Origin of the sequence: Dyadobacter arcticus, assembly GCF_011762185.1 — a bacterium.
Classification (GTDB): domain Bacteria; phylum Bacteroidota; class Bacteroidia; order Cytophagales; family Spirosomataceae; genus Dyadobacter; species Dyadobacter arcticus.
Window position 1 is genome coordinate 230,316 of record NZ_JAASQJ010000003.1, and the last position, 14,049, is coordinate 244,364.

Here is a 14,049-nt window from a genome sequence, read left to right on the forward strand (position 1 = left end):
TACAACCCTATTCTCGGGCCGACCTTAATCTTTAAACCCTTAACCCTCAACCCCTCCTTCTCCCTTCCTCCCTCTCTCTCCCTTCCTCCCTCATCCTTCCTTCCCCTCCCTCCCATACAACCCCCTCAGCTTCTCCAAACACCTCAACCTGCTCGTTTTCACTACTGCCGCCGATTGGTAACCCATTTCAATGGCGATTTCCTGGTCCATAAATCCTTCGCCCCAAGCCTGGACGATCTGCCGGCATTTTTCACCTAGTTCTTTGAGCCGGGTTGTCAAGAGATCCATATCATATTGTGCAATGAGTGTTTCGATAATCCCCTTTGAATCGTCGGGCAGGATGCAGAGGTAAGCGTCCAGCGAATCTCCCAGGATTACCTGCTGCTTGTTAGTCGCATTTTTGCGTAATACGTCAACACACTTATTTGTAAATATCTGATACAGATAGGTTTTGATCGAAGAATTGCCTTTGAAGCGGCCGTTATGAATGTGTTCCAATACGGTGAGAATGGTATCCGAATAAACCATTGAACATTCATCCTCCGACAATTTATGCTTCCAGACTGCCTCACGGATCATGTAGGAATATTTTTCGTAAAGCTTGTTTTCAAAAACCCGTCGCTGGGCATGTGTGCCACGAATCCCTTCAATAAGTTCTGAGTCTGAGAAAGTCTTGCTGAAGAGGGTCATTATTTACATTTCTGTATACACGGAAAGATACATAAAAACAGTTATTTTCCTGAATAAGGCGCTTTGTTTGCGGTTAAAGTCACACTTTTATTCCTCAATCATTAATTTTTATGACCAAAATAGTATCCCGAAACATCTGGGTGGATTATTTACGGTCGGCACTTACCGTTTTGGTGGTGGCCCATCATTCCAGCCTTGCTTACACCACCTTCGCAAGTTTTGATAAGATTGCCTATATCCGGTCCACACATGCCATCGTGGATGACAAAAGATGGGTAGGGTTGGATATCTTCGAAAATTTTAATGATGTATTTTTCATGTCGCTGATGTTTTTGATCGGCGGCCTGTTTCTTTCGTCCAGCATTAAAAAGAAAGGAGCGTGGACGTTTGTCCGTGAACGCTTTTTCCGGCTTTTTCTTCCTTTTATTTTAGGAGGTACTTTCCTAATGTTAATCGCCTATTTTCCTTCCTATTATGTAGCCAAAGGAAGCGCAGATATTGGTAAATACGTCAATGATTTCTTCAATGTCGAGATGTGGCCGGTTGGTCCGCCCTGGTTTATCTGGGTCCTGTTTTTATTCAATGTTTTGTTCGCTCTTTTGTATCTTATTTTTCCAAAAATCGCAGGAAATACATCCCGTTTTTTTTCCTGGTTCCAAACCAGGCCGTGGCTGTTTGTAGGTTTCATCTTTTTGATAACCTGGGTATTATATGTTCCCATGTCTTTCGCGATTGGGACGGATCAATGGACAGGCTTTGGCCCTTTCGATTTCCAGGTAAACCGCATTCTGCTCTATTTTGGGTATTTTCTCCTTGGAACCTGGATTGGAAGCGCAGGATTTAATGAAAATTTGTTTTCACTTACCTCCGAAATCATTAACAAATGGGCGCTTTGGGTAACTCTTGCATTGGTCACCTACATTGTATTGACCCTAATACCCCCTTCGCTGACGCAAATGGTAAAAGATGACAAACTTAGCGAGGTGGTTGGCTATACGATCTACTTTTCAATTTACACGGCGTCCTGCACATTCAGCGGTATCGCGTTTATTACTGCTTTTCGGAAACTCGCGCAAACGCCCATGTCCTGGTGGGATTCCTTGGCAGCCAATGCTTACCTCATCTACCTAGTCCATTATGTCTTCGTCACCTGGACCCAGTTTTTGCTTTTAGATTATGACCTTCCTGCTTTTTTGAAGTTCCTGATCACGTTTATTGTTGCGCTGGTATTGAGCTGGATAGTAAGTTCCGTTTTGCGAAAGGTAAGTTGGATCAATAAATATCTCTGACTAATTTCCTGGCTCAGTCCTATTTATTGTACTTCATTTTTCATTTCAACCCTCTTCTAAATGTCGTATTGCACTGCCATCAATTTTATGAGTGAAGACAGAAAAGCGCTTCATAAAGCTTATCATGATCATTTATATGGATTTCCGATTCATGATGATAATGAATTGTTTTGCAGGCTGGTATTGGAAATAAACCAGGCTGGCCTTAGCTGGGAAACCATTTTGAGAAAGGAGGCCGGTTTCAGAAAAGCTTATGATAAATTTAATATACAAATAGTAGCAGCATATGCCGAGGAAGACAGAGAAAGGTTACTGGGTGACGCGGGAATCATACGCAACCGATTGAAAATCAACGCTGCGATTGAAAATGCAAAAACCATTCTGGCGCTTCAACAGAAACACGGATCTTTCGAAAAATGGCTGGAATTGCATTATCCGAGAGCCAAGGATGAATGGGTAAAGCTTTTCAAAAACACTTTTCGGTTTACTGGCGGAGAAATCGTCAATGAGTTTCTGATGAGTATCGGTTATTTGCCAGGGGCGCATGATGCGGATTGTGGGGTATATCAGCGGGTGCTCCGTGAAAAGCCGTTGTGGGCTGGGGATATATTGGCTAAAAAGTATTTGTGATCAATGAATAGAATATTAATTGATACAGATGCTCACTCGCAATTATGACACCAGATGCATATTTGAAAATGCGATTGGCCTCTAACCCCTAAAAAACTAATTTTTCCTGATAGCCGGAATAGTAATTTTTCGAGTAAATAAGGAAAGCAGGCTCCTTAACGAAGTAGAAATTACTATTCACATTAAACAAGACTTGCTACGCAATTAAACCCAAACCGGTATATGGAAGTAAAGACTACAGATTTTGAAAAATCCGCTTCCTCCAGAAGAGATTTTATCAAAGCATCGGCCGCTACGGCAGCAGGATTCATGATTGTTCCCCGCCATGTGCTGGGAGGAAAAGGCTTTTTAGCTCCCAGCGACAGGCTGACCGTTGCAGGGGTAGGTGCAGGTGGAAAAGGAACATCCGATCTTGCCAATTTTTTCAAGAGCGGTAAGGCAGATATCGGCTACCTTTGCGATGTGGACGACAGAAGGGCAGCAACAAGTATTACCAATTTTCCAAAAGCCAAATATTACAAAGACTGGCGGGAATTGTTTGACAAAGAATCCAAAAGTTTTGATGCAGTATCGGTCTCAACACCTGACCATACCCACGCGGTAGTCGCTATGGCGGCTATGCAGCTGGGCAAGCACGTATATGTGCAGAAACCGATGACGCACGATATATACGAAGCTCGTAAACTGACGGAAGCGGCTGCCAAATACAAAGTAGTAACGCAAATGGGTAACCAGGGCTCATCCGGTGACGGCGTGAGGCAATTACATGAATGGTACGACGCAGGCACGATCGGAGATGTGAATGAGGTCTTTATCTGGACCAACCGTCCGATCTGGCCGCAAGGTATCCCCTGGCCGACTGACAAGCCAGCCGTTCCAAAAGAACTGGATTGGGATTTGTGGCTCGGTACTGCTCCCAAAAAAGATTATGTAGAGAACCTGATTCCGGGAAGTTGGAGAGGCTGGTGGGATTACGGTACCGGCGCATTGGGAGATTTGGGCTGCCACCTGATGGAAGCGCCCTTCCGCGTATTGGGACTAAAATACGCCACGGACATGCAAGCCAGCGTCGGAAGCGTGTTCACTGCTTTTGGTAAAAGAGGGGTTTTCCCGGACAGCTGTCCTCCATCTAGCCACGCCACGCTGACTTTCCCTAAAACACCTAAAACCAAAGGTCCGGTCATCATGCACTGGATGGATGGCGGTATTAAACCGGAACGTCCCGAAGAGTTGGGTCCAAATGAATTGTTTGGAGATGGGAACAGCGGTATTTTGTTTATTGGGTCCAAAGGCAAAATGATGGCTAGCGAATATGCGGCTAATCCTCGTTTGCTGCCGTTGAGCCGCATGCAGGAAGTTCAGGTAAAACAAAAGTTTGCCCGTGTGCCCGGAAGCGCTGATGGCCACTATGCACAATGGGTAGAAGGATGCATAGCAGGTTACGGTAAAATGGAATTGAGCTCTCCATTTGAATTGGCAGGCCCATTAACCGAGGCAATCCTAGGAGCCAACCTCGCTATCCGTGGTGCTGATATGCCGAAAGCAAGAGAAGATGGAAAAGGCTTTACGTATCCTGGAAGCAACATGAAAATGCTTTGGGATGCGCAGAATATGAAGGTGACGAACTTCGATGAGGTTAACCAGTTTGTAAGAAGGAACTATCGCGAAGGCTGGAGCCTGGGCGTTTAGAAAAGTTTATGATAAAGCCTCCGGCCGACTTGCGAGATGCTTGTCGACCGGAGGCTTTTAGGTTGGAAAAAAATGTGAATTTCTTTACATATTTTTGAGCGTATGATCCAGAAAACGCCATTGACGAAATCCATAGGCAGACTGACTGCCTCTCAAAAATGGCGATTGGGTTTTGGCTTCGCCCTGATATATCTGCCCATTCGTATATACATGAACGTCCTGTCGATCGGCCTGTACGACGCGCTTCACAAGCTGCCGCTCTGGGCGATAGAATTGATAGTCAGCGTGAGCCTGTTTACATTGTGGATCCACGTCATTGAGTGGCTTCAACAATATGTTTCGGGATTTTTCGGCGAGGAATTTGTGGATGATTTCAGATTTATCAATCAGCTTTTTACGCTGATCATTGCATTTGGGATGGCTGTCATGTTTAATGCAGGGTTTAGGATCCTTTGGCACTTTTTGGAAGCAGTGTGGGAAAACCAGCCTTTTGAATTTACGCCTGTCGTGATGGACGATGCCAGGTTGCACCGCCGGAGGGCGAACACCGCGATTACGGTTATGGCACTAATGGGCGCATATTACCTTGCAGCGAACAAACGGGCCAATCAGAAGCTGCAACAGGTTCATCTCAATGAGGAACGCCTTGAGAAGGAAAACATCAAAGCCCATTTCAGCGCTTTAAAAAACCAGGTAAGTCCTCATTTTCTTTTTAACAACTTCAGTGTATTGTCAACATTGATCGAAACGAACCCGGAACAATCGGTTGAATTCGTGAACAGGCTTTCAAAAGCATATCGCTACATTCTTGAACAATCTGATTTTGAACTGATTAAATTAAGAACGGAAATAGAATTCCTGGAAACTTATATGTTTTTGCTTAAAACAAGGTTTGAGGATAAAATACGGCTTGACATTCAAATTCCCTCGAATGAGATAGACCACTATTCAATTGTACCCTTATCTCTGCAGCTTTTGATTGAAAATGCGGTAAAACATAATCAGATGTCAAGCAGCAATCCGCTTGTAATTACCATTCATCGTGATGATGATTTTCTGTTCGTCAGCAATCCGATCCGAGCGAGACAGTTACCTGAACCGTCCACGAGGCTTGGGCTGCAAAACATTATCGAGCGGTATAAGTTATTGATTAACAAGCCCGTTTCCATTCTTTCCGAACACAGCCAGTTTGTTGTGAAAATTCCCCTGATCAGATGAATGTGCTGATTATTGAAGATGAGACACTTAGCGCCACCAGATTGCAAAACCTGATCCATAAATACGATCCGGGAATTACGGTTTTGGCCAAGATACCTTCGGTAAAAGAAAGTATCCAATGGCTGGAAGATCGAAGCCGCCTTACTCCCGACCTGATATTCCTTGACCTGCATCTGGAAGACGACCTGGGTTTCAAGATTATCGATCAACTCGAACTGACGATTCCAATCATTTTCATAACAGCATACAGTGAATATGCCATTCGTGCATTCAAAGCTAATGGGGTAGCTTATCTCTTGAAACCCGTGGACCCGGCAGAACTGACCGCCTCAATGGACAAATTCAAAAGTCTGCAATCGCAAAGGGTAACCCCGGATTTTTCTGCACTGATTGGCATGTTTCAGACGCACAATGTGCCGGTTGTATTTAAAGACCGGTTTCTTGCAACCGCAGGTGCCAAAATGTTCAGCATTAAAACCGCCGACATTTCTTATTTCATGGTGGAACAAAAGGCCACTTTCCTAAAAACCTTTGATGGGAAGCATCTGGCGATGGATTATAGTCTGGATAAACTGTTTCAATTGCTCGATCCTGCCTTGTTTTTCAGGATCAACCGATCGCTCATTATTTCGCTGAACAGCATCCGGTCCATCAATGCATTATCCGCAGGCCGTCTCAAAGTGGAGTTGTCGCCAACTCCGGCTCAGGATGTTTATGTCAGCATCGACCGTATTGTCGATTTTAAGCATTGGCTGGGCAAATAATTAGATTTTGATTCGAATGAATTTGTGCCTCCTCTGGTGAAACAGGCATTTGGCAGGCAAAAACCGGTCATTCAACATCTTTCATTTTATGTAATGTCATTTGCAGATTAATTTGAGCCAAACGAGGATTTAAATATCGCATCGAATGGAACACGGCATCAACATTAAAAAGAAATCGCAATCTCCCAAACAGATCAATTCAGATCTCATACGTATTCAAAAAAATATTCTCGATCAGGTAAGCCAGGGGCGGAAGTTCACCATGAAAGATGTATCCGATGAACTGGGAATGTCGGAATACAACATGAACAAGATTTTGATAAAAGCGACTGGTGAAACTGTAAAAACCTATATCTCAAAGTGCCGCAGGGAGGTTTATGAAAGCAGTGCCATGCTTCATGGAGATGATTCGATCCGCGCTCAAAAAATTGGTGTTTGCCTTGCATGCAGAAAAACAGGTGTGGATTTATTACAGTTATCCGCAAAACGCATTAGATTGCAATAACGTCGTCCATCCGGTTTGGAGGCGGTAGGCCAAGCGCGTCTGATGAATTTACAGGTTTCTTTTGACTACCAGTTATTTGATAATGAGCTAGATCTGGAAGCGTCATTGCAAACTCTTTTGGCAGCTGCCAGGGAAGCGACAATGCTTTCATACGCGCCGTATTCGCACTTTCACGTCGGAGCGGCGCTTTTGCTGTCCAACGGACAGATCGTAAAAGGCAGTAATCAGGAAAATGCATCATTCCCAGCCGGGATATGCGCCGAACGGGTCGCATTGTCTACTGCATCATCCCTATATCCAGGTGTCAAAATCGCCGCAATTGGCATTGCTTACCACAGCAGCGCATCCGCTGATTTGCCTGACAACATTCTTTCACCTTGCGGCATTTGCCGCCAAAGCCTGCTGGAAGTTACTGACAGGCAGCAGGAAAAAATAAAGGTTATTTTGAGCAGTACTTCCGGAAAGATCATCCTGCTTGAAAATGCGGCGTACCTTCTTCCGCTGGCATTTTCAGCAAGCAACTTATAAAGCACAATTATTTTCAGACGCAACGCAACGACAGAATTTCAAATTTGTGTCAGTATTTATGAAGCCCCGAAGCTTTTGTTTCTCAACTACATAACTCCCGCATTGATGAAAAAGCTATTACCCTTATCACTCATTTTATTTGCTGCCGTCGTATTTAGCTCCTGTTCCCGCAAAGAGGTTGCAAAGCAGGAAATCGAAGGTTTGACGCAACATGAAATTGATTCACTCATCTTTGGTTTCCCGTTTTATGTATCCAAAGCGTACAAAACAAATGGTTCTACAACGGTCGATGTACTGGAAGATCCAAATATACAAGTTTATCAAAATGCTGTTTTTTTGACATTTAACCATGGCACGGTAACCTATTACACGGGCAGCAAAACACCAAATACACAATTCCCGGCCACGGCAAAGACCTATTTTCTGAACATGCGCTTTTCGCGCCCGTCAAATCTGAGTTATCATTGGGATGACACGAAAAAGACGATTGTGGTAGAATCAAATGGGCCTTCGGATCTCCCGATCATTGCCAGCGGGAAGAGCGCCTACCTCGATACCAGCAACTTGAATATTACCAGAAATTATGAAGAAGCGAAAAATGCGATAATACCACCTAGCATGACCTTTATTTATGGAGATTACACCATTGAAATGAAACCGATGTGGGTATATGACAGTGCCCCATTTATGGAGCAGCAGAATTATGTCGTCGTATTTTGACTTATGAAAACCAGTGCCCTCTTTGTGTTAAGTGTTCTGTTGATTACGTCCTGCAATCAGGTCAACGATCTGAACCCCGTTGACCCGAATGCAGAACCTGCCGCGGCAGTAGAGGTAGTAAAAGGCAGATTTCCCCAAGCTCAGAACCTGGTCTTTAAAACAATCATTACCAGTAAGATATGGGAGGTAGCATTTGGATCGGGCGTAGATAAGTACACATCCCTGGTGGACAAGACTAAAATGTGGGAAACTTTCAGGGCCAATCCCGACTCGGTGCCGATATTACTGAATGACCTGCTTTTGACCTCATCATTTAAAGGGGGAACATTTTCTGAAAATGCGGAGGATATCGATTTCTATCCCTTTGCCGAGAGGCGTAACAGACTCATTTACACGCTCAACGGCGCGGACTACTCGTTCAATTGGTATAGGTATAAGGGCGAGAATTACAGACCAACAAATGTAACTTTTGATAAGTATAAATATAAGATCCAGTTCAGCACCCAAGAAAATTTCCCTCAGACATTGAGGGAGTATCTGACGGCACAAAGCCTGACCTTCAGATTCGGGGAGGTGCGGGTGAGGTTGAACGATGAGAAGCAATATTGGATCCAGGTGGAATTTAAAAGAAGCGGCACTGATTTTCTGGGCTTTATGCTGTTTGATGACAAAGGAAAACTGAAATGGACAAGCCGGGAATTCAATCAGCCAATACCGGATGACCAGGTAACGAACATTGAAACACTTCCGGCGGTGATACAGCAGCATCTCGATAATTCTCCCGAACTGGTTGGTTTCAGATATTATACCTCGGGACTGGATAAATGGCGCAGTGAGTTTGACGGACTGTCCAGTTATTATTTACGACTTCGGAACAAGGATTACGCAGAGTTATGCGAATTGTATTTTGATCAGGACGGAAATTTGTTGAATCAAAGATATTTTATCAGTTTTTAGAGCGGAATGAAGTTTTTTACCTCTAATAAATACAAAGATCTGACCCAGCTGGTGCGTGCTTGCCAAAAGCATGATCCAGCTGCCCAGACGGTATTTTATGATCGGTATAAGAGCAAGCTCACAGGGGTATGTCTTCGGTATGCGAAGACAAGAGCAGAGGCAGATGATATTTTTCAGGAGGCGTTTATCCGTATTTTCAATCATATCAATGATTTAAAAGAACCGGAAGCAGCAGATAGCTGGGTGAAAGTGACCGTGATCAGGACCGCAATCAATTATTATCACCGTACTACAAAAGAACAGGAACTGCACAGTTCGTTGGATTACACCGAATTGCAATTAGATTCCGGGGATTATGAGAAAATGATGGACCAGCTTAACGTGGAGGAGCTGCTGAGTATGATCAATGAATTGCCGGATAAATACAGGACAGTGATCAATCTGCACCTGATTGACGGTTACACACATGTGGAGATCGGCGAAATGTTGACAATGTCAGTCGCTACCGCAAGATCTCAGTTTATGAGAGGAAGAAATATGCTTTTAAAAAAATTGGAAAAAAAAGGGATCGTGCATCATGAAAACTTCTGAGGACAAACTCAATGAGGCGTTGCGGTCAGCCCTTAAACGCAAATTTGATGATTTTGGGGATCAGCCCAACCCATCTTCATATGACCTGATACGTGCTCGCCTGAAACAGCCGCGCAATTATAAATACTTGTTATTAACCATTGCTCTTATTGCCTTTTTTGTCGCCGGAGTGATGATTGATCAACATTGGATAACCACGAAAAGCGATGTGTTGTCCACAAAAACTGGTATTAAGAGCGTCATGCAAAAAGCTGCGAACCTCGACATTAACCAGGCTGCTACGACGAAAAATCAGCTGGAAGAAAATGATAGCGTGAAACAGTCTGTCAGTGAGCCGCGGACGATTGTGTCTTCAACTTCAACTAAGATTTCGATGTCTTCCGTCGTACCTGCATTATCGCCCGCAACCTTGCCGACCGAACAGACGAATATTGTAGACGCGCCAGAGATTTTGGAGCAAGCTGAAATCGCCGCATTACCAGTACAAATAAGCAGCATCTCGGCATTGCAGCCGGAATCATTTAAAACGACAGGTTTGAATTTGCCCGCAATTACAATAACCGAAGCATTAAAGTCAGAGCCTGCAATACATACCAATTCACAGAAAATAAGCTGGTTGTTGAACTTGGCAAGCTTAAAAACCTACCAGATCCTGACTGTCCCAAAATCCGGAGACCGGAATTTCCAGAACTTTAAATTCCCGTCCACATTTGCATTGGAAAGTCTGGGATACAAGGTAAGCATTGGTGCGGAAAAGAACGGTTTTCAGATGATGCTTCATTACAGCACGTTCCGGCAACGTTATTCCTACGAAATCGCTGGCGATGAATATGTCGTTCAGGCTGTCGGACAGGCGGATTATAAGATTGTCCGGCCAGGGACCATTATGAATGAAGACAATAAGTTTGAACTTCTGGGAATCGGACTTAGCAAGGAAGTGCAATGGGGAGGTTCGCCGCCGCGGCGTTCGCCGCAGCGACGGTCGCCGGTGCGACGGTCGCCGCTGCGCCAGTACTACGCTTCCGCAGGCGTTCAATATTCGCACACACTGAATGCAGGACCCGACATTGGCTGGATCAATGCAGGTTTTGGCAGGCAATTTGCAATCAACCGAACGGTATTGCTCAATGTTGGGCCATATGCCGAATTTAGTCCATTACGGTTATCCGGAAAGGGAGACCCTTTCTTTTATCAGCCTTACCGGGTTGGTATTTCTTTGGGTATGAAGCTGGTACGTCCCTGAAAAAGCCGATACAGATATTGATTGGCTTTGTGTTATTATGCTTTGGATCGGATCTTGTAGGTGCCGATCGCAATAAAGCTGTACGCCTTTTGAAGAAGTGGCGGTAGAATAAAGTCTCGAATTACCTCTTTTTTTCGCTCTCCATCCGGCTTCGCCAGGTATAGATATTTCATTGCATATTTTAGCTTCGCCCAATAGTTATCTTCAAATTGTTTGGCAAAAAGCAGCTTATAATAGTAGGTGGCAATGTTTTTTCTCAAACGGGCGTCGTACTTGTAATTGAAATGCCTGTTAATGTTTGAATAAAGCTGAATCCGGTTGAAAAGGAAATCGGAACTGTGATGATTGTCTGCAAAACTGGCGCCGCCGCGGTTTTTTCTGTAAACCGACATCACCTCGTCGATATACCCGATCGGGCCACGGCTTGCAAACATGATATTTCTTGGGATATCACCGCTGGTCGAGAGGTTGGTCCACTCCGGGTCTGGATTTTGCGCGAATTCCTCACGGCGGAACATCAGGCTGGATGTCGCAATGAATGTTAATTCATCTTCCCCGATCAGATCGTCCTCGGTAATTTCAGATTTTTTATTGGAAATATTTACAAGATGCGAAGGAGCAGAGTTATCATCGTAAATAGCCATCGCATTGTGATAACTCGCTGAATAATGCGGATTTACATCCAACATTTCTACTTGCTTTTGTAATTTATGAGGTGAGGTAAGATAGTCGTCGCCGTCAAATTGAGCAATGTACTCGCCCTTTGCCATGGCAAAGGTCTGAAGGGCATTGAATTTGCCGTTCAGACCTAAGTTTTTGGGTTGTAATAATAGCCTTACTTTGCCAGGATACCGTTGTTCGTAATCTTTTAGTATGCTGGCCGTATTGTCTTTGGAACAATCATCACCTACAATAATCTCATAGTCAAACGTGGTTTGCTGCATGAGCAGGGAATCCAACATTTTCGCTACGAACTTTTCATGATTGTAGGTAATAACGCAAACACTCACTCGAATCATAATCACTTATTTTCATTAAAAACCTCTTCCACTACTTCTTGCTTCGGAAAGCCTGGGAATAATAGTTCAGGAGTAGGTTTGTAAATATATGGCAAAGGAAATCCACGATCAACAAATGTCTTTTCTTCTAAATTGTTGAAACGGAACTGTGATGTCCAGCGAATGTGCGGTGTTACATTGGTACCTGAACGGTGAACTGTGAATGTCGAGAAGATCAGAATATCACCGGCTTTTAGTTCAAGCTGTTCGAATTCATCTTCCGGAAGTTCTTCTTCAATGCTGCTGATATAATCCACGTCACTTCCGGCATAGAGGCCTTTTTTGTGGCTTCCCGGCAATACCTGCAACCCTCCGAGGGCCGTATCGCAATCCACAAGCGGGAACCACATTACAATGCTGTCAAGTGATCCTTGCCCACCGCGCCAGTCCTGATGTGCACCCAGTTTCCAATAATCCTGTTTTTTGGCCAAATGCCGGCTGTTGAACATCATTGCCGGACGTACTGCGATAATTGGATAGGTAAGCCCAATCGATTGCAAAAGTTCGGTGATACGGGCATCAGTACCAAGCCTGTGAAGGGATACCAAATGCTGGACTTGTTTTCCCGTATTAACAAATGCATCAAAATCCTTTTGGAAGAATTCATACATGCCTGCCTCAAATTCATCCTGGTTATGAATGTCAATCTTCATACCAGTTGTGCGCTCGATCTGATATGCAAAAACGCCACGGGCCTCGTCGAAAATTGCTTTGATTTCTTCCGTCGTAAAAAAGTTGCGCACTACAATATATCCATCTCTGAAGTACTGACTTTTCCGGTCAATATCACTAATGTGCATTTCATTTGTCAAGCTTATATTATCCATGTGTATTTTCTCAATTTTGTTTTGAAAGGCTGATAAAATGATGGTCAAAGGTACTGTAATTGTTGCTTAATGAGAATTTTTCCAAACTGATATAAATCATATTTCATTTTTTCTTCAAAATTCTGTTCTACTCAGAATGACAGATTGTTATACAAACCTGCATAAAGGTCTGTATGAGAGCCGGTTGAGCCAAGAAGGTCATGTGGATACCCCAATTCAATGGAGGAGACATTATGAAGCCTATTTAGGGTGTCTTCACTCAAAACAATTTGAAGACTTCCCAGATTATCAGCAAGCTGGCCCTCATTACGGATACCTAGCACGGGGATAACCGGCGATCGTTGCTGCATGATCCAGGCAAGGGCAATTTGGGAAGGCGGCACATTTAATTCTTGGGAAAGTACTTTTAATTCCGTCGCAATGCGAATGTTTCTTTCCGAAAAACGCGGACTGTTTTCCCTTAGCCTGCCCGTTTGTCCATCCAGGTATTTGGCGGTAAGCACCCCGTTTCCCAGTCCGCCCCAGGCAGTTACCGAAATGCCCAACTCTTCCGCCATTGGCAAAAGATCGCGTTCAGGCGCCCGCTGGATTAGGCTGTATTCGACCTGGATGGCAACAAATTTGTTCAACCCTTTCCAGTCCGCCAGTGTGTTCGCCTGACTGATTACCCAGGCAGGAGCATTGGAAATGCCTAAATGCAATACTTTCCCACTGCGAACCAGATCGTCCATTCCACGCAGCACTTCTTCCGGCGATGTGGTAAAATCCCAGCTGTGCAGCCAGAGAATATCTATAAAATCGGTATCCAGTCTTTTCAGGCTTTCTTCCACCGAGCGGTTCATATTTTTTCGGTGATTTCCTGAAAAGTTGAGGTCGCCTACACGGTCTTTTAGCGAGTATTTGGTACCGACAACGTGGCTATGACGGTCAGGTTTGATAAATTCCCCCAGCCATTGCTCACTGGTTCCATTGGTATAGCGGTTAGCGGTATCGAAAAAATTTCCGCCCGCGTTTACAAAAGCGTCAAAAATTTGTTTCGAAGTCGCCTTATCTGCTCCCCAGCCCCATTCCGTCCCAAAAGTCATCGTACCCAGACAAACCTCTGAAACCCGGAGCCCGCATTTCCCGAGGACCCTGTAATTCATGACCCGGGCATTTTCACCCTGCGGATGTTCCGTTTTTGCGGAAGGTTTATTTAAAAAATTCTTTACCCAACTAGCCATTTATATTCAGTGAAAATCGGAATGAATACCAACCAAAATCAACATGCGCTGCATAACCCAGCGCTGCCAATATTACTTGAAGCCCGACTATATTCAAAGAATTATTTACATGAGTTC

At 44.3% G+C, this 14,049-nt stretch carries 15 protein-coding genes; 11 read left to right on the forward strand and 4 right to left on the reverse strand.

All coding sequences use genetic code 11. From position 1 onward, the window contains the following. Positions 1 to 90: 90 nt before the first annotated feature. A complete protein-coding gene (locus FHS68_RS14405) occupies positions 91 to 690 on the reverse strand; it encodes an RNA polymerase sigma factor (protein ID WP_167271303.1) in 600 nt (199 codons plus the stop codon). 110 nt (positions 691 to 800) lie between these two features. Here FHS68_RS14405 and FHS68_RS14410 point away from each other — a divergent pair, with 110 nt between their 5' ends. The 11 genes from FHS68_RS14410 (at position 801) to FHS68_RS14460 (ending at position 10,824) form a co-directional block, all read left to right on the forward strand. Continuing rightward, positions 801 to 1,979, forward strand: coding sequence for an acyltransferase family protein (locus FHS68_RS14410; protein WP_167271305.1), 1,179 nt, complete (start codon positions 801 to 803; stop codon positions 1,977 to 1,979). 60 nt (positions 1,980 to 2,039) lie between these two features. Next, positions 2,040 to 2,609 carry a DNA-3-methyladenine glycosylase I gene (locus tag FHS68_RS14415; protein ID WP_167271307.1) on the forward strand — a complete coding sequence of 190 codons (570 nt, stop codon included), beginning with the start codon at positions 2,040 to 2,042 and terminating at the stop codon, positions 2,607 to 2,609. Positions 2,610 to 2,831: 222 nt separating this feature from the next. Continuing rightward, positions 2,832 to 4,298 carry a Gfo/Idh/MocA family oxidoreductase gene (locus FHS68_RS14420; RefSeq protein ID WP_167271309.1) on the forward strand — a complete coding sequence of 489 codons (1,467 nt, stop codon included), beginning with the start codon at positions 2,832 to 2,834 and terminating at the stop codon, positions 4,296 to 4,298. Between the two features lie 102 nt (positions 4,299 to 4,400). Further along, entirely contained in the window at positions 4,401 to 5,516 is a 1,116-nt protein-coding gene (locus FHS68_RS14425; RefSeq protein WP_167271311.1) for a sensor histidine kinase, read from the forward strand. Then, positions 5,513 to 6,280: a LytR/AlgR family response regulator transcription factor gene (locus FHS68_RS14430; protein WP_167271313.1), complete on the forward strand. Its 768-nt coding sequence runs from the start codon at positions 5,513 to 5,515 to the stop codon at positions 6,278 to 6,280. The genes FHS68_RS14425 and FHS68_RS14430 overlap by 4 nt, the downstream gene beginning before the upstream one ends. 145 nt (positions 6,281 to 6,425) lie before the next feature. Continuing rightward, a complete protein-coding gene (locus FHS68_RS14435) occupies positions 6,426 to 6,785 on the forward strand; it encodes a helix-turn-helix transcriptional regulator (protein WP_167271314.1) in 360 nt (119 codons plus the stop codon). A gap of 42 nt (positions 6,786 to 6,827) precedes the next feature. Further along, on the forward strand, positions 6,828 to 7,313 hold the full coding sequence (locus tag FHS68_RS14440) for a cytidine deaminase (RefSeq protein ID WP_167271316.1): 486 nt from the start codon (positions 6,828 to 6,830) through the stop codon (positions 7,311 to 7,313). Positions 7,314 to 7,418: 105 nt separating this feature from the next. After that, positions 7,419 to 8,033 carry a hypothetical protein gene (locus tag FHS68_RS14445; RefSeq protein ID WP_167271318.1) on the forward strand — a complete coding sequence of 205 codons (615 nt, stop codon included), beginning with the start codon at positions 7,419 to 7,421 and terminating at the stop codon, positions 8,031 to 8,033. A 3-nt stretch (positions 8,034 to 8,036) separates the two neighbouring features. Continuing rightward, positions 8,037 to 8,990 carry a hypothetical protein gene (locus FHS68_RS14450; RefSeq protein ID WP_167271320.1) on the forward strand — a complete coding sequence of 318 codons (954 nt, stop codon included), beginning with the start codon at positions 8,037 to 8,039 and terminating at the stop codon, positions 8,988 to 8,990. Positions 8,991 to 8,996: 6 nt separating this feature from the next. Continuing rightward, positions 8,997 to 9,581 carry an RNA polymerase sigma factor gene (locus tag FHS68_RS14455; protein WP_167271322.1) on the forward strand — a complete coding sequence of 195 codons (585 nt, stop codon included), beginning with the start codon at positions 8,997 to 8,999 and terminating at the stop codon, positions 9,579 to 9,581. Beyond that, positions 9,568 to 10,824 (forward strand): hypothetical protein, encoded by a 1,257-nt coding sequence (locus FHS68_RS14460; RefSeq protein WP_167271324.1) that lies wholly within the window; start codon positions 9,568 to 9,570, stop codon positions 10,822 to 10,824. The genes FHS68_RS14455 and FHS68_RS14460 overlap by 14 nt, the downstream gene beginning before the upstream one ends. 35 nt (positions 10,825 to 10,859) lie before the next feature. Here FHS68_RS14460 and FHS68_RS14465 read toward each other — a convergent pair whose 3' ends face one another. From FHS68_RS14465 to FHS68_RS14475, 3 genes are all read right to left on the reverse strand, one after another. Further along, a complete protein-coding gene (locus FHS68_RS14465; protein ID WP_167271326.1) occupies positions 10,860 to 11,843 on the reverse strand; it encodes a glycosyltransferase family 2 protein in 984 nt (327 codons plus the stop codon). 2 nt (positions 11,844 to 11,845) lie between these two features. Then, positions 11,846 to 12,709 (reverse strand): phytanoyl-CoA dioxygenase family protein, encoded by an 864-nt coding sequence (locus tag FHS68_RS14470; RefSeq protein ID WP_229211909.1) that lies wholly within the window; start codon positions 12,707 to 12,709, stop codon positions 11,846 to 11,848. A gap of 131 nt (positions 12,710 to 12,840) precedes the next feature. After that, entirely contained in the window at positions 12,841 to 13,854 is a 1,014-nt protein-coding gene (locus tag FHS68_RS14475) for an aldo/keto reductase (protein WP_167271328.1), read from the reverse strand. Positions 13,855 to 14,049 lie beyond the last annotated feature (195 nt).